Genomic DNA, 21,851 nt, shown 5'->3' on the forward strand with positions numbered 1-21,851 from the left:
GATAGCAGGAGGCCACCATGCTCAACCGCGACGAAGACATCCTTCAGGCCGCCGAGACCTGGCAGAAGCAGGGCCATGGCGTGGCGCTCGCTACCGTGGTCGAGACCTGGGGCTCGGCGCCGCGCCCGGCCGGCTCCAGCCTCGTCATCAATGACGACGGCACGTTTCTGGGCTCGGTCTCCGGCGGCTGCGTCGAGGGCGCCGTCGTCACCGAGGCGCTCGACGTGATCGCGAGCGGCCAGCCCAAGATGCTCGAATTCGGCGTCGCCGACGAGACCGCCTGGAATGTCGGCTTGTCCTGCGGCGGCACCATCCGCGTCTTCGTCGAGAAGGTCGGTTAGCCGTGAAACTCGAGATATTGAAAGAGCTCAATGCCGAGCGTGCTGCGCGCCGTCCGGTCATCATCGTCACCGACACCGCCAATGGCGATCAACGCCTGGTCAAAGCCGCGGACATCGCCGGCGATCCGTTGCGCGCCGAACTGTCGAAGCAGCTGCGGATAGGCAAGAGCGGCAATGTCGAGGTTGCGGGCAAGAAGCTGTTCCTCAACGTCTACGCGCCGACCGCAAAGCTCGTGATCATCGGCGCGGTCCATATCAGCCAGGCCCTGGCGCCGCTGGCGCGGTCGCTCGACTATGACGTCACGGTGGTCGATCCGCGCACGGCGTTTGCAAGCCCCGAGCGTTTCCCCGACGTGCCGCTGGTCGCCGAATGGCCCGACGTCGCGCTGCCGCCGCTCAACGTCGATCACTACACAGCGTTCGTCGCGGTGACGCACGATCCGAAGATCGACGATCCGGCGCTGCTGCACGCCTTCGACCGCGAGTGCTTCTATATCGGCGCGCTCGGCTCGCGCAAAACCCACGCCAAGCGCGCCGAGCGCTTGCGCGCGCAGGGCGCCAAGGACAGCGACATCGCGCGCATCCACGCGCCGATCGGGCTCGACATCGGCGCGGTGTCGCCGTCGGAGATCGCGGTATCGATCATGGCCGAGATCACCGCGCAGCTGCGTCTGCCTCCCAAGGAAAAAGAAGAAGCGGCATGAAGTTCGGTCCCGCCAGTCTGGCCGACGCGATTGGCGGCGTCACCGTGCATACGCTCCGCCAGGGCGCGCTGGTGCTCAAGAAGGGCACCACCATCGGCCCGGATGAAGTCGAGGCGCTGACCAGGGCCGGCGTCAAGGACGTCGTCGTGGTGCGTCTGGAGGACGGCGACGTCTCGGAAGACGTCGCGGCCGCCAGCATCGCACAGGCGGTGGCGGGCGAGGGCGTCAATGTCGAGCGCGCCTTCACCGGCCGCGCCAATCTGTTCGCGGCGCGCCCCGGGGTGCTGGTGGTCGACCGCGCCGCGGTCGATCGGATCAACGGCGTCGACGAGGCGATCACCTTCGCGACGCTCGCGGCCTACAAGCCGGTGGTCGAAGGCGAGATGATCGCAACCGTCAAGCTGATCCCGTTCGGTGTCGAGGGGCGCTTGCGCGATGCCGCCGTCGCGGTGGCGGGCCGCGACACGCTGCGGATCGCGCCCTATGTGATCAAGAAGGTCGGCGTGGTCTCGACCTTGCTGCCGGGCCTCGCACCGAAGGTGATCGACAAGACGCTGCGCGTCACCGCCGAGCGTCTCGCGCCGGCCGGCGCCACCATCATCGCCGAACGCCGCGTGCCGCATGACGAGACCGTGCTCGCCGCCTCGATCAAGGAATTGCTCGGGCTCGGCGCCGAGCTCGTCATCGTGTTCGGCGCATCCGCAATCGCCGACCGCCGTGACGTGATCCCGGCCGCGATCACCGAGATCGGCGGCGCCGTCGAGCATTTCGGCATGCCGGTCGATCCCGGCAATCTGCTCTTGATCGGCAGCGCCGGCGGCGTGCCGGTGCTGGGCGCGCCGGGCTGCGCGCGCTCGCCGGTCGAGAACGGCTTCGACTGGGTGCTGATGCGGCTGCTCGCCGGCATCAAGGTGACGCGGTCGGATCTCACCGGCATGGGTGTCGGCGGTCTTCTGATGGAGATCGTGACGCGGCCGCAGCCGCGCACCGTGCCGGACACCGAAGGCAACCGCAACGTCGCGGCGATCGTGCTCGCCGCCGGCCGCTCGACCCGGATGGGCGGCCCCAACAAGCTGCTCGCCGAGCTCGACGGCAAGAAGCTCGCGCGCATCGTCGCCGAGCAGGCGCTGGCCTCGAAGGCCTCGGAGGTGATCGTCGTCACCGGGCATCAGGCCGACCTGGTCGAGCAGGCGCTCGATGGACTCAAGGTCAAGTTCGTGCGCAATCCGGATTTCGCTGGCGGTATTGCGAGCTCCGTGAAGGCGGGTATCTCCGCGGTGTCAGACCGCGCCGACGGCGCGATCGTCTGCCTCGGCGACATGCCGCTGATCGATGCCACGCTGATCGATCGCTTGATCGAGACCTTCGCGCCCGACCGCGGCCATCTGATCGCGGTCCCCGTCAGCGAGGGCCGCCGCGGCAATCCGGTGCTGTGGTCGCGCCGCTTCTTCAAGGAGCTGATGACGCTCGACGGCGACATCGGCGCCCGCCACCTGATCGCCAAGCACGCCGAAGTGGTCGCGGAGGTCCCGGTCGAAGGCAACAGCGCCTTCCTCGACATCGACACGCCGCAGGCGCTGGAAGCGGCAAGGCGAGGCTGAACTATCAGCCGTCGTCCCGGCGAAGGCCGGGACCCATTGCCACCGAAAGCGATTGTTGCACGACGTTGTAGCCGCAGCCTCTTTCAATAACTCAACCCTGTGGTTATGGGTCCCGGCCCCCGTGCGCAATTGCGCACTAGGCCGGGACGACGCGTGGATAGAGCTTCGTCGCGCCCTCAACCCGTCATTCACCATCTGGCAACGACCCCCGCGTACAGTCCGCGCCGGACTTTGGGGGATTTCCGCTTGATCATTTCGACCGCCGCCGCGCAGCGCCGCGCGCTGACGATACTTGTCCTGACATTGCTGCTGGGTGCCGCGCGTTTCTCCGTGGAGACCTTCGTGCCCAAAGCGCACGCGGCCGGTGCGTTCGCGGTCGGCAAGTGCGGCGCCTATGGCCAGGCCTACGACTATTCGGCCGAAGGCGCGGCGCGCGCCGCGGCGCTCAAGCAGTGCAAGGGCGATTGCACCACCGTCACCATGAAGCGCGCCTGCGCCGCGCTCTCGATCGATATGAAGAATCCCTGCGGCGCCCATGGTTATGCGGTGGCGCCCAGGATCTCGAGCTCGCTCAATGCCGCGACCAAGAAGTGCTACGAGTTTGGCGGCAAGGAATGCGTGATCCGCGCCTGGGCCTGCGACGCCAAGGGCTAGCGCGGGCTACAAGAATGGCGGCGACGGTCGGCCGCGTAAGCCTTGCAGGAAACGAACGCCGGCGCCTGACGGGCAGGCGAGGGATGCGCCGTCAGGGCTGGTGTTGGCCGTCGGCCTGCGGATAGGTTTACCGCTATGCAGTTCGACACCAAGATCGCGGTCGTGATCCGCACCGACCTGGAAGTCTGGCAGAAGCTCAACGTGGCGTCGTTTCTCGCCGGTGGCATCGCCGCTTCCTTTCCCGAATGTATCGGCGAGAATTATGAGGACGGCTCGGGGACGAGGTATCTCTCCCTGATCGGCCAGCCGATCCTGATCTACGGCGCCGACCGTGCGCAGCTGTCACGCGCCCTGGAGCGCGCGCTGGCGCGCGACGTGAAGCCTGCGCTCTACACCGAGGACATGTTCAAGACCACGCACGACGCCGCCAACCGCGAGGTCGTGAAGGCGGTGGCGCGCACCGAGCTCAATCTGGTCGGCCTCGCCATCCGCGCCGAGCGCAAGGTGGCCGACAAGATCCTCGATGGGCTGAAGTTTCATACATAGCGCGACACCGCTTCCCGCCGTCATTCCGGGGCGACGCGCAGCGTCGAGCCCCGGAATCCATTCATCCAGGAGTTCTGCGGCTCAATGGATTCCGGGCTCTCGCTTCGCGAGCCCCGGAATGACGAAGAACGTGCGGTGATTTGATCGCGCTCAAGCCGGCGAACAGCAACCTTTCGTAAGGGAACGCGCTATCCTTCAGCGAATTGACAATGACTGACCAGTCAGTCATAATGTGGTCATGGCAAAGCGCACCGAAAGAACGACCCGCACCAAGCCCGCCAAACGCCCGGCCACGATCCGGGCTGCCGCGGCGAGGATCCCGAAAGTGGCTTCGGCGAAGCTGCCCGAGGCGAGGCCGCCGGCGAACCGCGCCGAGAAATCGGCGGAGCGGCGCGCTGCGATCGTCGAGGCGGCGATGGATGAGTTCATCGCGCGCGGTTACGCCGCGACGCGGCTCGACGATGTCGCCAAGCGGGCCGGCGTCGCCAAGGGCACGCTCTATCTCTACTTCAAGGACAAGGAGACGATGTTCGAGGAGCTGATCCGCACCGCGCTGGTGCCGCTGATCAGCCGCATGACGGCACTGCCCACCATCACCGGTCCGGTGCGCGACGCGGTGGAGGGGTTTGCCGAGACCTTCATCCGCGAGGTCGTGTCGACCAGGCGCGGCGACATCATCCGTCTGATCGTCTCGGAAGGGCCGCGCTTTCCGGCGATCGCCGATTTCTATTTCCGCGAGGTGGTGTCGAAGGGCCTGACCGGCATGAAGGCGCTGGTCCAGCTCGCGATCACGCGCGGCGAGATCAAGCAGCGCGAGCTCGGCGAGTTTCCCCAGCTGGTCGTTGCGCCCGCGATCGTCGCGGTGATCTGGCAGAGCCTGTTCGCCCGGCACGCGCCGCTCGACGGGCTCGCGATGTTCAAGGTTCATCTCGACTTGATCTTCGGCGAACGGAGGAAGACATGACCGCGCCGCGCATGATGAAGCTGATCACGGTCGCCGCCCTGGCGGTGGCGCTCGCCGGATGCAAGGAGACGCGCGATCCAGGCTTCCAGGGCTGGGTCGAGGCCGACATGATCTTCGTCAGCCCCGACGAATCCGGCCGCGTCATCAAGCTCAACGTGCGCGAAGGCGACGAGGTCAAGCCGGGCGAGCTGCTTTATTCGGTCGACGACGATCTGCAGCGCGCCGATCTCAACCAGAACAACGCCACGCTCGCCAACGCGCAGCAGAGCTACGACCGCGCCGCCTCGCTGCGCGGCACCGGCGCCGGCACCCAGGCCAACCTCGATTCCGCGGTCTCGGCGCTGCGCGTCGCCGAGGCGCGCGTCGTCACCTCACAGACCCGGCTCGACCGCCGCAAGGGTTTTGCGCCGATCGCGGGCTCGATCCAGCAGATCTATTTCCGCGAGGGCGAGATGGTGCAGGCGCAACGCCCGGTGCTGTCGATCATGCCGCCCGGCAACATGAAGCTGCGCTTCTTCGTGCCGGAAACCGAGTTGCCGAAGCTTGCGCTCGGCGACCAGGTGCGGGTGACCTGCGATAATTGCGCCGCCGATCTCACCGCGAAGATCTACTTCATCGCCACCACGGCGGAATACACGCCGCCGGTGATCTACAGCCTCGATGAGCGCAACAAGCTGGTCTATTTGATCCAGGCGCGGCCGAGCCGGCCCGATGTGCTGAGAGTTGGCCAGCCGATCAGCGTCTATCTCAATCCCAAGACCCCCGTGGCGGACCGCAGATGAACGGCGGCCAAACCAGTGCGCCCGGTATTGCCATAGATGTGAAGGGCCTGACCAAATCGTTCGGCGGTCGCGAAGTGGTCCATGACCTGTCGATGCAGGTCAAGCGCGGCTCGATCTACGGCTTCCTCGGTCCGAACGGCAGCGGCAAGACCACGACCATCCGCATCCTGTGCGGCCTCTTGACGCCCGACAGCGGCGAGGGCACCTGCCTCGGCTACGACATCCGGCGCGATGCCGACAAGATCAAGCGCAAGGTCGGCTACATGACGCAGCGCTTCAGCCTCTACCAGGATCTGTCGGTGCGCGAGAATCTGGAGTTCGTCGCGCGGCTCTATGGCATGCCGGACCCGCGCGGCGCCGCGGCCGACATGATCGCGCGGATCGGGCTGAAGGGCCGCGAGGAGCAGCTCGCCGGCGAATTGTCCGGCGGCTGGAAGCAACGGCTGGCGCTCGGCGCCTGCACGCTGCCCAATCCGCAATTGCTGCTGCTGGATGAGCCGACCGCCGGCGTCGATCCCAAGGCGCGGCGCGATTTCTGGAACGAGATCCATGCGCTCGCCGCCGAAGGCCTCACCGTGCTGGTCTCGACACATTACATGGACGAGGCCGAGCGCTGTCACGAGATCGCCTACATCGCCTACGGCCATCTGCTTGCCCACGGCACGGTGGACGAGGTGATCGCGGCCTCCGCGCTGTCGACCTGGACGGTGACGGGCGAGGATTTCAACGGGCTGATGGCCGAGCTGACCGGTAAGCCCGGCGTCGACATGGTGGCGCCGTTCGGCACCAGCCTGCATGTCTCCGGCCGGGACAAGGCGGCGCTCGAGGCTGCGATCGCACCCTACCGCCACAGTTCGAAGTGGCGTTGGCAGCCGAGCGAGCCGTCGCTCGAGGACGTCTTCATCGACCTGATGGGGCGCTCCAAGGACAACTTCCAGGGATAGTGTCATGAGTGCAACGGATACGATCCGGATTGGCGAAGAGAGGGAGCCGGCGTTCGGCTTCTGGCGCCGCAGCTACGCGATGCTGGTCAAGGAATTCATCCAGCTTCGCCGCGATCGCGTGTCCTTCGCCATGATCATCATCATTCCGGTGATGCAGCTGCTGTTGTTCGGTTACGCCATCAACACCACGCCGCGGCATCTGCCGACCGCGGTGCTGCTTCAGGAAGATACCGACCTCGGACGCTCGATCCTGAAGGCGATGGAGAACACCGCCTATTTCCGCTTCACGCGCGAGGTGCACACCGTCGAGCAGCTCGACGAGCTGCTGCAGTCGGGCAAGGTGCTGTTCGGCGTCGAGATCCCGCGCGGCTTCGAGCGCGCGGTGCGGCGCGGCGACAAGCCGGCGCTCCTGGTCGCGGCCGATGCCACCGACCCGGTCGCGGCGGGCTCGGCGCTCGGCGCGCTCGGGCCGTTGGTGCAGGGCGCGCTGGCACACGACCTGCACATCGGTGATCCGCCCGAAATGCCGTTCGAGATCCGCGCCCATGCCCGCTACAATCCGGCGGCGGAATCGCGCCTCAACATCGTGCCCGGCCTGGTCGGGACCATTCTCACCATGACCATGCTGATCTTCACCGCGCTGTCGGTGACACGCGAGATCGAGCGCGGCACCATGGAAAGCCTGCTGTCGATGCCGATCAAGCCGGTCGAGGTGATGTTCGGCAAGATCATCCCCTACGTGATGGTTGGCTTCATCCAGGCCGGGCTGATCATCGGCATCGGCGTGCTGCTGTTCGGCGTACCGGTGCTCGGCAGCCTCACATTGCTGGGGCTGCTCACCACGCTGTTCATCACCACCAATCTGTCGATCGGCTATACGTTTTCGACCATCGTGCAGAACCAGCTGCAAGCGATGCAGCTCTCGATGATGTTCTTCCTGCCTAGCATCCTGCTGTCCGGCTTCATGTTTCCGTTCGCCGGCATGCCGGTGTGGGCGCAATATATCGGCGAGGTCCTGCCGCTGACCCATTTCATTCGCATCGTCCGTGCCATCATGCTGAAAGGCGCGGCGATGCCGAACCTGCAATACGACACCATCGCGCTGGCTGCCCTGATGCTGTTCGCCATGACCGTCGCCGTGACGCGCTTCCGCCGCACGCTTGATTGAGGCTAATATAAGCAAGGAGTCATTCTGGCATGGTGACCGGAGCGATGACGATGGCTGGCTGGTGGAGCGGCGAAAAGACAACGCAGGACACGACGGTCTCTGCCGACTTCCACCACGCCCTGATGCAGGAGGTGATGGCCACCGAGCTGCTTCGCATCAAGGTGCTGATCGGCATTGCCCTGGCATTCTCGGCGCTCACATCCGTGATCTACTTCACGGCTCCGGACGCGCTGGTCCGGGTGTGGCACGGCAATTTCAAGCCGTCCTATCTCTACTCCGTCATTACGCCGTTCATCCTGTTCGAATTGTGGGTGCATGGCGCGATCAGCTGGTACAGGAGGCAGGGGCGCGACCTGCCGATCATCAGGCGCTATGTCGGCGCTCTGATCGAGACGTCGATGCCAACCGTCGCGCTCGCCCTGCATATCGACAGCATGGGGCCGGTTGCGGCACTCGGCTGGGTCGCGCCGATGGTCTATTTCATTTTCATCATCGCCTCGACCCTGCGGCTGGACTTCTGGCTGTCGACCTTCACCGGCTTCGTGGCGGCCTCGGAGCTGTTCTGGATGGCGATGTATTATCGCCCAGAGGGAACGCTCGACCCCGAGCCGGATTTTTTCTACCACTGCGCGCGCAGCGCCGTGGTCCTGATTGCCGGCGTGCTTGCGGGGACTGTCGGCCTGCAGATGCGGCGGCAGTTCGCGGCCAGCATCGCGGCTGCCACAGCGCGCGATCGCATCACCAATCTGTTCGGCCAGCACGTCTCGCCGCAGGTGGTCGAGCGTCTGATGACGGAGGGCGCCTCGACCGCGAGCGACATCCGCCGTGTGGCAGTGATGTTCGTCGATTTTCGCAGCTTCACGGCCGGGGCGCGCTCGCGGTCGCCGCAGGAGGTGGTGGATCGGCTCGATGGCGCCTTTGCCGTATTGGTCGAGATTCTCGATCGCCATGGCGGCATCGTGAACAAGTTTCTCGGCGACGGCTTCCTCGCGCTGTTCGGCGCGCCGTTCGAAACCGGCGATGCCGCGCATCAGGCGGTCGCCGCCGCGCGCGAGATGCTGGCCGCCAATGAGCGCACCAACGCGGGCTCGAGCTGGCCGCTGCGCATCGGCATCGGCATCCATATCGGCGAGGTCGTCGCCGGCAATATCGGCTCGCCGCGGCGCAAGGAATACACCGTCATCGGCGACACCGTGAACTTTGCCGCGCGGCTCGAGGCGCTCAACAAGGAGCTCGGCTCGCAATTCCTGATTTCTTCCGCGGTGCGCGAAGCGCTCGGCGATGAGTGCAGGGACGCGGTCTCGCGCGGCGAGATCCCGGTGCGGGGCTACGAGCATCCGGTGCCGGTCTGGCAATTGGGGTAGGGCACCGCATCTGATCGCATAAAGGTAGATTGGTAGTGATTGACGCGATGTCCTTTACTCATATAGATGACTATATGAGTTCAGCCCTCGACGATCGACTGCCGCGCTACCAGCGTCTCCGCGACGATCTCGCGGCGCGCATCAACCGCAATGAATGGCGTCCCGGGGACCTGATCCCTTCCGAGGCCGAGCTCGGTGCGTATTACGGCGTCGCGATCGGCACCGTGCGCAAGGCGATCGATCAGCTGGTCAGCGATGGCGTGCTGGAGCGTCAGCAGGGCCGCGGCACCTTCGTGCGCCGCGCGCGGTTCAACTCCTCGCTGTTCCGCTTCTTCCGCTTCCAGTCCGAAAGCGGCGAGCGCCGCGTGCCGCAGAGCCGCATCCTGCGCCGCAAGGCGATGCCGGCGACCACGGCGGTGGCCTCGGCGTTGCGTATCTCGGTCGGCGAGCCCGTGATCAGCCTGTCGCGGCTGCGGCTGATCGACGACGTGCCGCTGCTCGCGGAAGAGATCTGGCTGCAGCGATCGCGCTTCGAGGCGATCGTCGCGCTCGACACGGCTGAATTCGGCGACTTGCTCTATCCGCTCTACGAGGATCGCTGCGGCCAGGTCGTGGTCTCGGCCGATGAAGTCCTCACCGTCGAGATCGCGACCGAGATGCAATCGCGCCTGCTGCGACTGGAGGCCAACGCGCCGCTGATCGTGATCGAGCGCCTGGCCTTCGACCTGGAGCGGCGGCCGATCGAGTGGCGCCGCTCGCGCGGCCCGGCGGATCGTTTCCGCTACCACGCCGAGATCAGATGACCGCGACGATCAATTAAAAACAACACAAGACATCTCAGGGAGGAATGATGGCAAACTGGTATAGCGAATGTTCGCCGCTCGAGCGGCGCACCTTCTGGGCAAGCTTTGGCGGCTGGGGCCTCGACGCACTCGACGTCCAGATGTTCAGCCTCGCCATTCCGGCGCTGATCACCGCATTCGCCATCAGCAAGGCCGACGCGGGCCTGCTCGGCTCGGTGACGCTGTTCTTCGGCGCATTCGGCGGCTGGCTCGGCGGCGCACTCGGCGATCGCTTCGGGCGGGTGAAGGCGCTGCAGATCACGGTCGCGACCTTTGCGCTCGCGACCTTCGCCTCGGCCTTCGCGATGAACTACAGCCAACTCGTGGTGCTGAAGGCCATTCAGGGCGTCGGCTTCGGCGCCGAGTGGGCCTGCGGCGCGGTGCTGATGGCGGAGATCATCCGCGCCGAGCATCGCGGCAAGGCGCTCGGCGCCGTGCAGAGCGCGTGGGCGGTCGGCTGGGGCGCGGCGGTGCTGCTCTCGGCCCTGGTGTTTACCTATGCGCCGGCCGACATCGCCTGGCGCATCCTGTTTGCGGTCGGCCTGATCCCGGCGCTCTTGATCCTGTATATCCGCCGCGGATTGAAGGAGCCGCCGCGTGCCGCATCGCGCACAGCCGAGCCGCCGTTCTTCGCGACGCTCGCCGGAATCTTCCACCGCGACGTGCTGCGCTCGACCCTGATCGGCGGCCTGTTCGGCATCGGCGCCCATGGCGGCTATGCGGCGCTGACGACATTCCTGCCGACTTACTTGCGCGAAGTGCGGCATCTATCGGTGCTCGGCTCCAGCGCCTATCTCGCCGTGATCATCGTCGCCTTCTTCTGCGGCTGCGTGGTCTCCGGGATCATCAGCGACCGAATCGGCCGGCGCGCCAATGTGACGCTGTTCGCCGCCGCCTGCGTCGTGACGGTGCTGGTCTACATCTTCGCGCCCCTGTCCAATTCGCAGATGCTGGTGCTCGGCTTTCCCTTGGGCTTCTTCTCGGCGGGCATTCCGGCCAGCATGGCGGCGCTGTTCAGCGAGCTTTATCCGGCAGGCGTGCGCGGCACCGGTGTCGGCTTCTGCTACAATTTCGGCCGCATCGTCTCGGCGGCGTTTCCGTTCCTGGTCGGCTATCTCAGCGATCACATCGGCCTTGGTGCCGCGATCGGGATCGACGCGGCTTTCGCCTATTCGCTGGTGCTGGTCGCCGTGCTGATGCTGCCGGAAACCCGCGGCAAGGTTTTCGAGCAGGCCACCGCTGCGCGCGCGTGATGATGGGGAATGATCATGACATCGTACGAACATGGCTTGACGCGGCGCCGGTTTGCCGCGGGGATGATTGCCGCGCTGTCGGCCGGCGGATTGGCGAGCAAGGTGAGGGCTGAGGTGCCGAAACTGGCGATCGATACCCACGCCCACGTCTTTCATCGCGGGCTGAAGCTCGCGCCGGGCCGCCGGTACGCGCCCGACTACGACGCGCCGCTCGCGCTCTATCTGCAGCAGCTCGACCAGAACGGCATCACCAATGGCGTGCTGGTGCAGCCGAGCTTTCTCGGCACCGACAATTCCTATCTTGTGGAGTGCCTGAAGGCGACCAACGGCCGGCTGCGCGGCATCGCCGTGGTCGATCCCACGGTTCCGGCGGAAGCGCTTCGTGAGCTCGATCGTGCCGGTGTCGCCGGCATCCGTCTCAATCTGGTCGGCCAGACGCTGCCCGATCTGACATCGGGCGAGTGGACGGCGCTGCTCGGAGAGATCCGGACGCTCGACTGGCAGGTCGAGATCCAGCGCAATGCCAGCGATCTCGCAACGTTGGCGCCGAAGCTGCTCGACCAGGGCGTGAAGGTCGTGTTCGATCACTTCGCCTTGCCCGATCCGAAGCTCGGCATCGACGATCCCGGCTTCCAGTCGGTGCTCAAGCTCGGCACAACGCGCAATGTCTGGGTCAAGATATCGGCGCCTTATCGCAACGGCGCGGCCGGCGAGGCGTTCGCGAAGCAGGCCTATCCGCTGCTGCGCAACGCCTACGGCGTCGATCGGCTGCTGTGGGGCAGCGACTGGCCGCACACGCAATTCGAGTCAACACAGAATTACGCGAAGAACCGCAAATTCCTCGACGAGCTCGTCACCGATGCCGATGAACGCGCGCGCGTGCTCGCATCGCCGCGGGAATTGTTTCGGTTCTAGGCATGATCCGGAAAAGTGCGAAGCGGTTTTCCGAAGAGGATCATGCTCAAACAAGGCGCGCGCGATTGTACCGAGTGCTCTGACGGGCGTCGTTGCGGCTATGCTACGATGACGCCATCGGTCGCAGATGACCGGAGCACAAGGACACGCAAGATGCAGCGGCGCTATATCACTGTCGACGTTTTCACCGACCGCGCCTTCGGCGGCAATCCGCTCGCCGTGGTGCTCGACGCCGAGGGGCTGTCGACCGCACAGATGCAGGCGATCGCAACCGAGTTCAACTATTCCGAGACGACCTTCGTGCTGCCGCCGCAGGACAAGGCCAACGACGCCAACGTTCGCATCTTCACGCCGGTCAGGGAGCTGCCGTTCGCCGGGCATCCCAACGTCGGTACGGCCTTCGTGCTGGCGCAGCTTGCCAAGGAGCCGAAGCCGCGTCTGGTGTTCGAGGAGAAGGCGGGGCTGGTGCCGGTCGACATCACGCGAGACGGCGGCAGGGTGGTTGCCACCGAGCTGACCGCGCCGCAGCCGCTGTCGCGGCTGGCGCAATTCTCCGCCTGGGAGGTCGCGAGCCTCATCTCGCTCACGGCAGACGACGTCAGGACGGATCGTCAGGCACCGCAGGTGGTTGGTGTCGGAACTCCATTCCTGGTCTTCGAGGTCGCATCGCGCGATGCGGTGCGGCGGGCAAAGCCGGATGCGGCGGCGTTCGGCCGCTTCTTCCCGCGCGACGGTGCGTTCTCCACGTATTTCTACACCCGCGACGTCCCGGCCGCGGAGGCGCCCTGCGATCTGCAGGCGCGGATGTTCTTCTCGGGATCAAGCGGCCTGATCGAGGATCCGGCCACAGGCAGTGCCACGGTTGCAGCGGCCGCGTTGCTGGCTGCGCTCGATCCGCTGCGTGACGGGGTCCTGAAGCTGACGGTCGGCCAGGGCTTCGATATGGGCCGGCCGAGTCTGCTGCTGACCCGCGTGCGCAAGCAGGACGGTGCTAACATATCGGCGCATGTCGGCGGCGCCTGTGTGCAGATGATGCAGGGGACGTTGCGCCTGGAGGGAGAAGGCTAGAGCGGGAAGAGATTCGCTCGAGCTGGACCGGCAGCGGAGGTTCACCTCTCCCTTGGGAGAAGTCGGCGCGCAGCGCCGGGTGAGGGGGGACGGTCCCTCATTGAAGCTGCGGCCCCTCACCCGCTTTGCCTCGCAAATCGACCTCTCCCCAATGGGGAGAGGTGAAGCAAGCACGCGGCGAACGCGAATCGATCTGAGTTTATTTTGCGTAGACCACCTGCGGCGCTGCGAGGTTCTCGATCTTGACGCCGTCGCGCTCCTCGATGATCTCGGCGATCCAGCGGCGGTGGCAGTGTTCGTGGTCGCGCTCGTAGCAGAGGATGCAGACCGGGCCGGACTTCTTCACCAGCGCCGACAACTCGTCGAGCTCCTCTTTGGCCTGCACTGTCTTGAGATGCGCCGAGTAGATCTTGTGCAGCAGCGCATATTGCCCGCTGCGCGCCGCCTCCCGGCCGCTCTTCGGCGTGCCGAGGCCGCGCAGATGGACGTAGCCGATGCCGCGCTCGTCGAGGCCTGCGGCGAGCTGGGTCTTGGAGAAGCCCGGCCGGCGTGAGGAGGCGACCGCGCGGACGTCGACCAGCAGCCTGACGCCGGCCTGCTCGAGCTCGTCGAGCACCGCCTTTGACGGCGTCTGCTCGTAGCCGATGGTGAACAGCCGTTTCGCCTTTGCCATCGATTGTCCCTTACTTTACCCGTTCGATCAGCTCCATCGCGCCGGCGGGCGCGCGGATCTTGCCCTCGTGGATCACATAGGCGAACACGTCGCGCGGCGCCTTCTTCGGCGCTGATTTGTCGACCTTCGGCAGGTCGTCCGGTTCGCCGCCGGCAGCCCAGTCCTGAAACCGCTTGGCCCAGGCGTCGAGCTGCTTCGGCGGATAGCAGGTCTTCAACTCGTCATTGCCCTTCTGCAGCCGAGCATAGACGAAGTCGCTGGCGACGTCGGCAATCGCCGGATATTTGCCGTGCTCGGCGAACACCACCGGCACCTCGTGCTCGCGAATGAGGGCGATGAACTCGGGCACGCAAAAGCTGTCGTGACGCACCTCGACGACATGGCGCAGCGCGCGACCGTCGAGCTTGCGCGGCAGCAATTCGAGGAACTTGCCGAAATCGGCGCCGTCGAATTTCTTGGTCGGTGCGAACTGCCACAGCACCGGGCCGAGCCGGTCCTTCAGCTCGAGCACGCCCGAATCGTAGAACCGCTTCACCGAATCGCCGGCCTCGGCGAGCACGCGGCGGTTGGTGGCGAAGCGCGGCCCCTTCAGCGAGAAGATGAAGCCGTCGGGCACTTCGCTGGCCCATTTGCGAAAGCTCTCCGGCTTCTGCGATCCGTAATAGGTGCCGTTGATCTCGATCGAGGTCAGCTTGGAGGCGGCGTAGGACAGCTCCTTCGCTTGCGTCAGCTTCTCGGGATAGAACACCCCGCGCCACGGTTCGAAGGTCCAGCCGCCGATGCCGATATAGATGTTGCCTGCGTCCGTCTTGGTCGTCTTCGTGTCTGTCTTGGTCGCCTTGGTGGGAGCTTTGGCCACGACTGCACTCATCGTGAGGAGGGAAGGGAATAGAGAGTAGTCAAAATAATCGTGATTGGCCAGTTTGCCAGATTGGCGTGGCAGTGCTTATCGTGACCGCAAGCGTTGGCTAGGATGCCGAAAAACGGGAGAACAACAATGCGCATGCTGGTTGCGGCCGCCCTCTTGATCACGTCTTCCGCGGCCATATCGTCTACTGCAATGGCAGACGAGGTCGACGATGCGCACAAGCTCGCGATCACCGGCCGCGACGCCTACTGGAATTGTCTCGCCCGCGAATATCCCCGCGACAGCAACAAGGCGATGTCCGACCAGGAGTTCACTGCGCTGATCGCCAATGTCTGTCCTTCGGAGCGGCAGAACTTCCGGGTGTCGCTGATCGACTTCCTGTCGCTGCAATTTCCGAAGCAGGATGCCGACGCCAACCTGTCCACCGCGAACCGCGCGATCGAGCTGGCGCAGAAGGACATCGTGATCGCCTTCGTCAGGCGCAGGGCAGCGGCGAAATAGGTTCCCGAATCCTGTTGCGGCCGGCCGATTTTTGATATCAATCCGCGCAGGCTAAGGGGATGACGGGATGAACTCACGATCGACGGCAGGCTTCTTGGGCGCAGTGGTCGCAGCCATCGCGCTGGCGGCGGCGTTCATCTACGGGCCGTCGCCGAGCCAGCTCCGTAACCCGACCAAGCCCGCCGCGATGCAGCCGCAGGCGGCTCCCGCCGCGGAGGCTGCGCAGGCGGCCCCGGCGCCGCGCGGCCCGGTGATCCGGGAAGTCCCGAACAACTAGCCTTTGTGCAGACTGCCCCTTGCGAACCGCATGGGGGCTTCCTATCTGGATCATAACGGCGACGTTGCAGCTTAAGGGCTCCGGCGCTGGGACGACCACGGCAATGTCGGCTGCGCCGGATGTACGCGCGCCCCTTTGTTCGTGGTCGTTGGCATTTTCGGGGGTATTCTGCCCCGTTTTCCCGCTTTCCGAGACCGCGTTTGGGCCGGCCCGCCTTGGCAGCGGGGGAGGCTGCCGCTATACGCTGGCGCTCATGAACGACGCCATCAAGCTCAGCCCCGAAACCTCGTCGCAAGCGGCCAGTCTGCCGCAGCTTTCGGTGGTGGTCCCGACCTTCAACGAACGCGACAATGTCACGGTGTTGTACCGCCGGCTGGACGCGATCCTGAAGGACGTGTCCTGGGAAGTCATCTTCGTCGACGACAATTCGCCTGACGGAACCTGGGACGTGGTGCGCGCGCTGGCGCGGAAGGATTCGCGCGTGCGCTGCATCCGCCGAATCGGCCGGCGTGGCCTGTCGGGTGCCTGCATTGAGGGCATCCTGGCATCGAGCGCGCCTTACGCCGCCGTCATGGACGCGGACCTGCAGCATGACGAGACCCAGCTCCCGAAGATGCTGGGACTGCTGCAGAGCGGCGAGGCCGAGCTCGTGGTCGGCAGCCGCTACATCGAGGGCTACAAGGCCGACGGCTTCAACAAGCAGCGCGCCGGCGCCAGCGCCTTCGCCACCGAGATCGCGCGCCGCGCGCTGAAGGTCGAGGTCGCCGATCCCATGAGCGGCTTCTTCATGATCCGCCGGGACCGCTTCGAGCAGCTCGCGCCGCAGCTCTCGACCCAGGGCTTCAAGATCCTGCTCGACGTCGTCGCGACGGCGGAGGGCAAGCTGCGCACCGTCGAGATTCCCTACACTTTCGGCGCCCGCCAGCATGGCGAGAGCAAGCTCGACTCGATGGTTGCGCTCGACTTCCTCGGCCTCGTGCTGGCGAAACTGACCAACGACCTGATCTCGCTGCGCTTCATCCTGTTCGCCGCGGTCGGCGGGCTCGGCCTGCTGGTGCATCTCACGGTGCTGTTCATCGCGCTGGAACTGTTCAAGGCGCCATTCCCGGAGGCCCAGGCCGCCGGTGCGATCGTGGCGATGACCAGCAACTTCATCCTCAACAATTTCCTGACCTACCGCGACCAGCGGCTGAAGGGTATTGGCATCCTGCGCGGCCTGCTGCTGTTCTATCTGGTCTGCAGCGTCGGCCTGCTCGCCAATGTCGGCGTCGCGTTCTCGGTCTACGACCAGGAGCCGATCTGGTGGCTTGCGGGCGCGGCCGGCGCGCTGATGGGCGTGGTGTGGAACTACGCGATGTCCGGGCTGTTCGTCTGGCGCAAGCGATGACGGCGGCATGAACGCGAACGAGGCGCGGCCGGCCCGGAACACCGCGCTCGCGGTGTGCGCGCTGGTGGTGTTGCGGCTGGCCGCCGCGGCATGGACGCCGCTGACCTTCGACGAAGCCTATTACTGGATGTGGTCGAAGTTGCTCGCCGGCGGCTATTACGACCATCCGCCGATGGTTGCGGTGGTGATCCGGCTCGGCACCATGATCGCCGGCGATACGCCGTTCGGCGTGCGCCTGGTGTCGATCCTGCTCGCATTGCCGATGAGCTGGGCGATCTACCGCGCGGCCGCGATCCTGTTCGGTGGCCAGCGCATCGCTGCGAGCGCGACGATCCTGCTCAACGTCACGCTGATGGCCGCCGTCGGCACGCTGATCGTGACGCCGGATGCGCCGCTGCTGGTTGCGTCCAGCTTCCTGCTGTACGCGCTTGCGAAGGTGCTGGAGAGCGGCCGCGGCGCCTGGTGGCTTGCGGTCGGCGCCAGCGCCGGCATGGCGCTGCTGTCGAAATACACCGCGCTGTTTTTCGGTCCCGCGATCCTGATCTGGCTTGCCGTCGTGCCGAAGCTGCGGCGCTGGTATCTCTCGCTTTGGCTCTATCTTGGCGGCCTGGTCGCGGCCGGCCTGTTCGCGCCGGTCATCCTCTGGAATGCCGATCATCAATGGGTGTCGTTCATCAAGCAGATGGGCCGCGCCCGGATCGAGGATTTCCGGCCGAACTACATCGCCGAGCTGATCCCGACGCAGTTTGCGTTCGCGACGCCGCTGGTGTTCATCCTCGGCGTGATGGGCCTCTATGCATTGTACCGGCGCCGCGCCGGCGCGATGCCGGCACGCGTGCTGGTCAACACCATGTTCTGGACCATCGTCGTCTACTTCACCTGGCACGCGCTGCATGCGCGGGTCGAAGCCAACTGGTTCGCGCCGGTCTATCCGGCCTTCGCGGTAGCGGCCGCGGTCGCCGCGATCCAGGTGCAGTGGGCGCCGCGCGAGCAGCGCACGATCGATTTCTGCCGTCGCTGGGCTGCGCCCACCGGCGTGGTGCTGTTCGCGCTGCTGATCGTGCAGGCCAACACCGGCATGCTCTCGGGTTACCGTCGCGACGCCACCGTGCGCAGCGTCGGCGTCGGCTGGCGGGAGCTCGCGGATGAAATCGAGGCGGCGCGGGTGCGGGCGGGCGCGACCTGCGTGCTGGCGCCGGACTACGGCACCACCGGCTGGCTGGCCTTCTATCTCCCCAAGGGCACCTGCGTCGCCCAGCAGGGCCAGCGCATTCGCTGGATCAACATGGGCGAGCCGAGCCCGGCGCAGCTGTCCGGCAAGCTGCTCTATGTGCACGAGGTCGAGCAGGAGATGCCGGCCTCGGTGCGCGACAATTTCGCTCATGTCGAAACGGTGGCCGAGGTCAAGCGCTTACGCGGGCCCTTGGTGATCGAGACCTATGCGCTCGATCTGCTTGATGGCGCCAAGGGCGAGGTCTTTGACCGCTCGCCGCCGCCGGAACTGCAGTGAGAGATGGTTTTTGTCCGATCCCCGCGTCTTCACGGGGTGATCGGCAAGGAAATTCTCTCTTGAATTTATTCCGCTGAGCTGCGCTGGAGCAGGGTGCCGAAATGTCCCATCATGGGACAGAAAAGCCGCTTTAGCGGTCCAATGTCATCTTAAAAAAGCCCTACGCCACAGGCACTTCCCGCGCTGCAGGGGATCACATCCGGTTAAGTCGCATTTAACTAAAAGGCGCCTTAATGGCCGTCTGTGCCCCCGCGCGACGTTGAGCCGAACTCCGTTCGACCACGCGTCGAGTGAGGGACAAAGGTGGACCTGTTTTGAGCGCCGGGTGTATGGGTACGAGTGCGAGTGCGTATGTTCTTGAGGCGCCAAGCCGCAAGAAATCCTCCAAAAAAATCCTCCCTCAGCATTTCCTCGGCAGCGCCGCGGTGGCGGGGCTGGTGCTTGGCTGCGCCTGGACGGTCTACGCCAACATCTTTGCCGCGAACGTCTATCCGTCGGTTGGCAATGCGTCGTTCGATGCGCCTGTCGTGAAGCGGCCGGTCGCCGCTGCCGCGCGGCCGGCACCGGCGTTTAACGAGGTGTTCGCGTCCCTGACGCCGGCACCGGCGGCGCCCGCAAAGACTGAGGTTGCCAAGACTGAGGTTGCAAAGACCGAGGTCGCGACGTCGGAAGCCCTGGCCCCGTCACTCATGTTTAACGATCGGTTTGCGGCCGCCACGCCGGAGGGCGTCGCATCCAGCGTGGTGGCTGACGCCGCTCCGCAGATCGACCCGATCAAGCAGGCCGCTGCACCCAAGGTCGTTGCGACGGCGAGGGCGGTGGCGACCGCGGAGCTCGCCGAGACATCGAAGCCGCTGCCAGCCCCGAAATCGGTCGAGACCGCCAAGAAGCAAGCCGCCGCCAATCTGCAGGTGGCGCTCAACGATCCCACCGTCAACGTTCAGCCCAAGGGCGTTGAGGCGAAGCCGGCCGAAGCCAAGCAGGCCGCGAAATCCGGCGGCGTCCGCGACATGGCCGCGCGCGCCAAGGCCGCGGTGATGTCGATCGCATCGAGCGAGCGGCAGACCATGGTCGAGAAGCTGTGGGGCAAACGCGAGTCGAGCGGCGGGCTGCTGTCGTTTGCCTCCGCCGATGCCAACGTCACCGGCAGCATTCCCTCGACGCTGGACCAGAACCCGATGCTCGGCGGCTCGCCGCCCTATGACCGCCAGACCGCGGTGTACGACATCTCGGCGAAGACCGTGTATCTGCCCGACGGCACGCGCCTCGAGGCGCATTCGGGTCTCGGCTCGCGGCTCGACGATCCCCGATCCTCGCATCTGAAGATGGTCGGCGTGACGCCGCCGCACATTTACGAACTCAAGCCGCGCGAGGCGCTGTTCCACGGCGTGCCGGCACTGCGGCTCAATCCGATCGGCGGCGAGGGCAAGATCTTCAACCGCGACGGCCTGCTCGCGCACACCTTCATGCTCGGTCCGAACGGCGACTCCAACGGTTGCGTCTCGTTCAAGGACTACTACGCGTTCCTCGACGCCTACCGCAACAAGGGCATCCGCCGCCTCGCGGTGCTCGCGCGGATCCAGTAGGCGCATTCTGCGCCAGGGGGCTTGCCCCTTGGCTTGTCCGCTCGCGGCCAACTATCCTCGGCAGCGTATCAGCGCGTCGAGCGTGGAATTCCAAGCGACCGGATCGATCGGCGTGGTCAGGCCAAAGCGCGCCTCGATCGCCTCCGATAGCATGCATCAAATTCCGCGTCGCTGGAACTGGCCTGTCGATTGTTGCTATACTGCGGCGACCAGATCACCGGTCGAAAACGCAATGCATCCTGCTCCGCTCATCGAAACCCCGCCGCCGATCACGACCCAAGCGTTCGGCGATGGGGCAGCCGCGGTTGCCCGTCTCGAAGAGATCTACGAGCGCAACACCGGCTTCCTGCGCAATCGCTTCGAGGCCTATGTCAACGGCGTGCCCTTCACGACGCGGGTCCGCGCGCATTATCCCTTCGTCCGCATCACGACCTCGTCGCATGCGAGGCTCGATTCGCGGCTTGCCTACGGCTTCGTCGCGGGGCCCGGCATCCATGAGACCAGCATCACGCGGCCGGACATCTTCCGGACCTACCTCACCGAGCAGATCGGGCTGCTGATCAAGAACCATGGCGTGGCGGTCGAGATCGGCGAGTCCGGCGAGCCGATCCCGATTCATTTCGCCTACCGGCGCGACATCAATATCGAGGCGGCGCTGACCGTTGCCGACAGCTCGGCGTTCACGCGATCGCTGCGCGACATCTTCGATACGCCTGATCTCGCGGCGATGGACGATGCGATCGCCGACGGCACGTTCGAGCTGACGCCGGGGACGCCCGAGCCGCTGGCCCTGTTCCGCGCCGCGCGGGTCGATTACTCGCTGCGCCGGCTCTACCACTACACCGGCACCGACCCCGAGCATTTCCAGAATTTCGTGATCTTCACCAACTACCAGTTCTATGTCGACGCCTTCGCGCAATCGAGCCTGCAACGGCTCGCGGCGGGCGAGGAAGGGATCGAAGCCTTCGTCGCGCCCGGCAATGTGATCACGCGCAACGCGCTGGCCGGCGGCGGCACTACGGGGGCGGCATCGGAGCGCACCCCGCAGATGCCGGCGTTTCATCTCGTCGAGTCCGGCTATCGCGGCATCACCCTGATCAATATCGGGATCGGTCCGTCGAACGCGCGCAACATCACCGATCACGTTGCGGTGCTGCGGCCGCATGCCTGGCTGATGATCGGGCATTGCGCGGGCCTCCGCAACACGCAGCGGCTCGGCGACTACGTGCTGGCTCATGGCTATGTCCGCGAGGATCACGTGCTCGATCACGAGCTGCCGCTCTGGGTGCCGATCCCCGCATTGGCGGAAATGCAGGTCGCGCTCGAGGAGGCGGTCGGCGAGGTGACCGGGCTCACCGGTTTCGAGCTCAAGCGGCTGATGCGGACGGGCACGGTCGCCAGCGTCGACAACCGCAACTGGGAGATCAGCGGACCGCAGGTGATCCGGCGGATGTCACAGTCGCGCTCCATCGCGCTCGACATGGAATCGGCGACGATCGCCGCCAACGGCTATCGCTTCCGGGTGCCCTACGGTACGCTGCTGTGCGTCTCCGACAAGCCGCTGCATGGCGAGATCAAGCTCGCGGGCATGGCCAGCGAGTTCTATCGCCAGCGCGTCGGCCAGCATCTCCAGATCGGCCTCAAGGCGCTGGAGCGGCTCAAGCAGCAGGAATCCGAGCGGCTGCATTCGCGCAAGCTGCGCAGCTTCGCCGAGGTCGCGTTTCAGTAGAGCGGCAGGGTGCAGGTGACCTGATGGCATAGTTGCGCGTAGAAGACGAGGCGGCTCTACAACGTGCCGTAACTTCGCAGACGGCCTGAAGCCGACAAATCCAATGGTTGAGCCGGTCCGGAATAACGGGTGAGTTGGATGGGGCCTTGGCAGCTTGGGATTGACTATTCCATC

Annotated in this window: 22 protein-coding genes; 20 read left to right on the forward strand and 2 right to left on the reverse strand. The window is 65.6% G+C overall.

Features of this window, described 5'->3' with window-relative positions; genetic code table 11:
• Nucleotides 1-17: 17 nt before the first annotated feature.
• From ACTUWL_RS29300 to ACTUWL_RS29365, 14 genes are all read left to right on the forward strand, one after another.
• Nucleotides 18-341, forward strand: a complete 324-nt coding sequence (locus ACTUWL_RS29300; protein ID WP_021077800.1) for an XdhC family protein — start codon at nt 18-20, stop codon at nt 339-341.
• Between the two features lie 2 nt (nt 342-343).
• The gene (locus tag ACTUWL_RS29305; protein WP_021077799.1) at nt 344-1,045 is read left to right on the forward strand and encodes an XdhC family protein; all 702 of its coding nucleotides are present in this window, start codon (nt 344-346) and stop codon (nt 1,043-1,045) included.
• The gene (locus ACTUWL_RS29310) at nt 1,042-2,646 is read left to right on the forward strand and encodes an NTP transferase domain-containing protein (RefSeq protein WP_021077798.1); all 1,605 of its coding nucleotides are present in this window, start codon (nt 1,042-1,044) and stop codon (nt 2,644-2,646) included. The genes ACTUWL_RS29305 and ACTUWL_RS29310 overlap by 4 nt, the downstream gene beginning before the upstream one ends.
• A gap of 246 nt (nt 2,647-2,892) precedes the next feature.
• Nucleotides 2,893-3,300, forward strand: a complete 408-nt coding sequence (locus tag ACTUWL_RS29315) for a DUF4189 domain-containing protein (RefSeq protein ID WP_021077797.1) — start codon at nt 2,893-2,895, stop codon at nt 3,298-3,300.
• Between the two features lie 135 nt (nt 3,301-3,435).
• Nucleotides 3,436-3,846 (forward strand): DUF2000 family protein, encoded by a 411-nt coding sequence (locus tag ACTUWL_RS29320; protein WP_021077796.1) that lies wholly within the window; start codon nt 3,436-3,438, stop codon nt 3,844-3,846.
• Between the two features lie 238 nt (nt 3,847-4,084).
• Nucleotides 4,085-4,810 (forward strand): TetR/AcrR family transcriptional regulator, encoded by a 726-nt coding sequence (locus ACTUWL_RS29325; RefSeq protein ID WP_021077795.1) that lies wholly within the window; start codon nt 4,085-4,087, stop codon nt 4,808-4,810.
• Nucleotides 4,807-5,592: an HlyD family secretion protein gene (locus ACTUWL_RS29330; protein WP_021077794.1), complete on the forward strand. Its 786-nt coding sequence runs from the start codon at nt 4,807-4,809 to the stop codon at nt 5,590-5,592. Before ACTUWL_RS29325 ends, ACTUWL_RS29330 begins: the two co-directional genes overlap by 4 nt.
• Complete coding sequence (locus ACTUWL_RS29335; protein WP_021077793.1) at nt 5,589-6,536, forward strand: ABC transporter ATP-binding protein; 948 nt, start codon at nt 5,589-5,591, stop codon at nt 6,534-6,536. Before ACTUWL_RS29330 ends, ACTUWL_RS29335 begins: the two co-directional genes overlap by 4 nt.
• A gap of 4 nt (nt 6,537-6,540) precedes the next feature.
• On the forward strand, nt 6,541-7,704 hold the full coding sequence (locus tag ACTUWL_RS29340; RefSeq protein WP_021077792.1) for an ABC transporter permease: 1,164 nt from the start codon (nt 6,541-6,543) through the stop codon (nt 7,702-7,704).
• Between the two features lie 44 nt (nt 7,705-7,748).
• Nucleotides 7,749-9,068, forward strand: coding sequence for an adenylate/guanylate cyclase domain-containing protein (locus tag ACTUWL_RS29345; RefSeq protein WP_035650687.1), 1,320 nt, complete (start codon nt 7,749-7,751; stop codon nt 9,066-9,068).
• 74 nt (nt 9,069-9,142) lie between these two features.
• Nucleotides 9,143-9,871, forward strand: a complete 729-nt coding sequence (locus tag ACTUWL_RS29350; RefSeq protein WP_035650602.1) for a GntR family transcriptional regulator — start codon at nt 9,143-9,145, stop codon at nt 9,869-9,871.
• A gap of 47 nt (nt 9,872-9,918) precedes the next feature.
• Complete coding sequence (locus ACTUWL_RS29355; protein ID WP_021077789.1) at nt 9,919-11,163, forward strand: MFS transporter; 1,245 nt, start codon at nt 9,919-9,921, stop codon at nt 11,161-11,163.
• A gap of 15 nt (nt 11,164-11,178) precedes the next feature.
• Nucleotides 11,179-12,078 carry an amidohydrolase family protein gene (locus ACTUWL_RS29360; RefSeq protein WP_021077788.1) on the forward strand — a complete coding sequence of 300 codons (900 nt, stop codon included), beginning with the start codon at nt 11,179-11,181 and terminating at the stop codon, nt 12,076-12,078.
• Between the two features lie 153 nt (nt 12,079-12,231).
• A complete protein-coding gene (locus tag ACTUWL_RS29365; protein WP_021077787.1) occupies nt 12,232-13,146 on the forward strand; it encodes a PhzF family phenazine biosynthesis protein in 915 nt (304 codons plus the stop codon).
• Nucleotides 13,147-13,345: 199 nt separating this feature from the next.
• Here the strand turns inward: ACTUWL_RS29365 and ACTUWL_RS29370 are convergent, their stop codons facing one another.
• Nucleotides 13,346-13,819, reverse strand: a complete 474-nt coding sequence (locus tag ACTUWL_RS29370; RefSeq protein WP_021077786.1) for a DUF488 domain-containing protein — start codon at nt 13,817-13,819, stop codon at nt 13,346-13,348.
• A gap of 10 nt (nt 13,820-13,829) precedes the next feature.
• On the reverse strand, nt 13,830-14,678 hold the full coding sequence (locus tag ACTUWL_RS29375) for a DUF72 domain-containing protein (RefSeq protein WP_035650685.1): 849 nt from the start codon (nt 14,676-14,678) through the stop codon (nt 13,830-13,832).
• Nucleotides 14,679-14,816: 138 nt separating this feature from the next.
• Here ACTUWL_RS29375 and ACTUWL_RS29380 point away from each other — a divergent pair, with 138 nt between their 5' ends.
• From ACTUWL_RS29380 to ACTUWL_RS29405, 6 genes are all read left to right on the forward strand, one after another.
• Nucleotides 14,817-15,188, forward strand: coding sequence for a hypothetical protein (locus tag ACTUWL_RS29380; RefSeq protein WP_021077784.1), 372 nt, complete (start codon nt 14,817-14,819; stop codon nt 15,186-15,188).
• Nucleotides 15,189-15,255: 67 nt separating this feature from the next.
• Nucleotides 15,256-15,465: a hypothetical protein gene (locus tag ACTUWL_RS29385; protein WP_021077783.1), complete on the forward strand. Its 210-nt coding sequence runs from the start codon at nt 15,256-15,258 to the stop codon at nt 15,463-15,465.
• 253 nt (nt 15,466-15,718) lie between these two features.
• Nucleotides 15,719-16,852 (forward strand): glycosyltransferase, encoded by a 1,134-nt coding sequence (locus ACTUWL_RS29390; RefSeq protein ID WP_035650598.1) that lies wholly within the window; start codon nt 15,719-15,721, stop codon nt 16,850-16,852.
• A 7-nt stretch (nt 16,853-16,859) separates the two neighbouring features.
• Nucleotides 16,860-18,362 (forward strand): glycosyltransferase family 39 protein, encoded by a 1,503-nt coding sequence (locus tag ACTUWL_RS29395; RefSeq protein ID WP_021077781.1) that lies wholly within the window; start codon nt 16,860-16,862, stop codon nt 18,360-18,362.
• Between the two features lie 425 nt (nt 18,363-18,787).
• Nucleotides 18,788-19,948 carry a tlde1 domain-containing protein gene (locus ACTUWL_RS29400; RefSeq protein ID WP_106940032.1) on the forward strand — a complete coding sequence of 387 codons (1,161 nt, stop codon included), beginning with the start codon at nt 18,788-18,790 and terminating at the stop codon, nt 19,946-19,948.
• Nucleotides 19,949-20,180: 232 nt separating this feature from the next.
• A complete protein-coding gene (locus tag ACTUWL_RS29405) occupies nt 20,181-21,677 on the forward strand; it encodes an AMP nucleosidase (protein WP_021077778.1) in 1,497 nt (498 codons plus the stop codon).
• The last annotated feature ends 174 nt before the right edge of the window (nt 21,678-21,851 follow it).

The organism is Bradyrhizobium sp. WCU1 (genome assembly GCF_053474805.1).

What these genes read in the sequence shown, in the direction of transcription:
- ACTUWL_RS29300 (WP_021077800.1), top strand. Translation starts at nt 18, where the DNA reads ATGCTCAACCGCGACGAAGACATCCTTCAGGCCGCCGAGACCTGGCAG.
- ACTUWL_RS29310 (WP_021077798.1), top strand. Translation starts at nt 1,042, where the DNA reads ATGAAGTTCGGTCCCGCCAGTCTGGCCGACGCGATTGGCGGCGTCACC.
- ACTUWL_RS29320 (WP_021077796.1), top strand. Translation starts at nt 3,436, where the DNA reads ATGCAGTTCGACACCAAGATCGCGGTCGTGATCCGCACCGACCTGGAA.
- ACTUWL_RS29325 (WP_021077795.1), top strand. Translation starts at nt 4,085, where the DNA reads ATGGCAAAGCGCACCGAAAGAACGACCCGCACCAAGCCCGCCAAACGC.
- ACTUWL_RS29330 (WP_021077794.1), top strand. Translation starts at nt 4,807, where the DNA reads ATGACCGCGCCGCGCATGATGAAGCTGATCACGGTCGCCGCCCTGGCG.
- ACTUWL_RS29335 (WP_021077793.1), top strand. Translation starts at nt 5,589, where the DNA reads ATGAACGGCGGCCAAACCAGTGCGCCCGGTATTGCCATAGATGTGAAG.
- ACTUWL_RS29340 (WP_021077792.1), top strand. Translation starts at nt 6,541, where the DNA reads ATGAGTGCAACGGATACGATCCGGATTGGCGAAGAGAGGGAGCCGGCG.
- ACTUWL_RS29345 (WP_035650687.1), top strand. Translation starts at nt 7,749, where the DNA reads ATGACGATGGCTGGCTGGTGGAGCGGCGAAAAGACAACGCAGGACACG.
- ACTUWL_RS29350 (WP_035650602.1), top strand. Translation starts at nt 9,143, where the DNA reads ATGAGTTCAGCCCTCGACGATCGACTGCCGCGCTACCAGCGTCTCCGC.
- ACTUWL_RS29355 (WP_021077789.1), top strand. Translation starts at nt 9,919, where the DNA reads ATGGCAAACTGGTATAGCGAATGTTCGCCGCTCGAGCGGCGCACCTTC.
- ACTUWL_RS29360 (WP_021077788.1), top strand. Translation starts at nt 11,179, where the DNA reads ATGACATCGTACGAACATGGCTTGACGCGGCGCCGGTTTGCCGCGGGG.
- ACTUWL_RS29365 (WP_021077787.1), top strand. Translation starts at nt 12,232, where the DNA reads ATGCAGCGGCGCTATATCACTGTCGACGTTTTCACCGACCGCGCCTTC.
- ACTUWL_RS29370 (WP_021077786.1), bottom strand. Translation starts at nt 13,819, where the DNA reads ATGGCAAAGGCGAAACGGCTGTTCACCATCGGCTACGAGCAGACGCCG.
- ACTUWL_RS29380 (WP_021077784.1), top strand. Translation starts at nt 14,817, where the DNA reads ATGCGCATGCTGGTTGCGGCCGCCCTCTTGATCACGTCTTCCGCGGCC.
- ACTUWL_RS29385 (WP_021077783.1), top strand. Translation starts at nt 15,256, where the DNA reads ATGAACTCACGATCGACGGCAGGCTTCTTGGGCGCAGTGGTCGCAGCC.
- ACTUWL_RS29390 (WP_035650598.1), top strand. Translation starts at nt 15,719, where the DNA reads ATGAACGACGCCATCAAGCTCAGCCCCGAAACCTCGTCGCAAGCGGCC.
- ACTUWL_RS29395 (WP_021077781.1), top strand. Translation starts at nt 16,860, where the DNA reads ATGAACGCGAACGAGGCGCGGCCGGCCCGGAACACCGCGCTCGCGGTG.
- ACTUWL_RS29405 (WP_021077778.1), top strand. Translation starts at nt 20,181, where the DNA reads ATGCATCCTGCTCCGCTCATCGAAACCCCGCCGCCGATCACGACCCAA.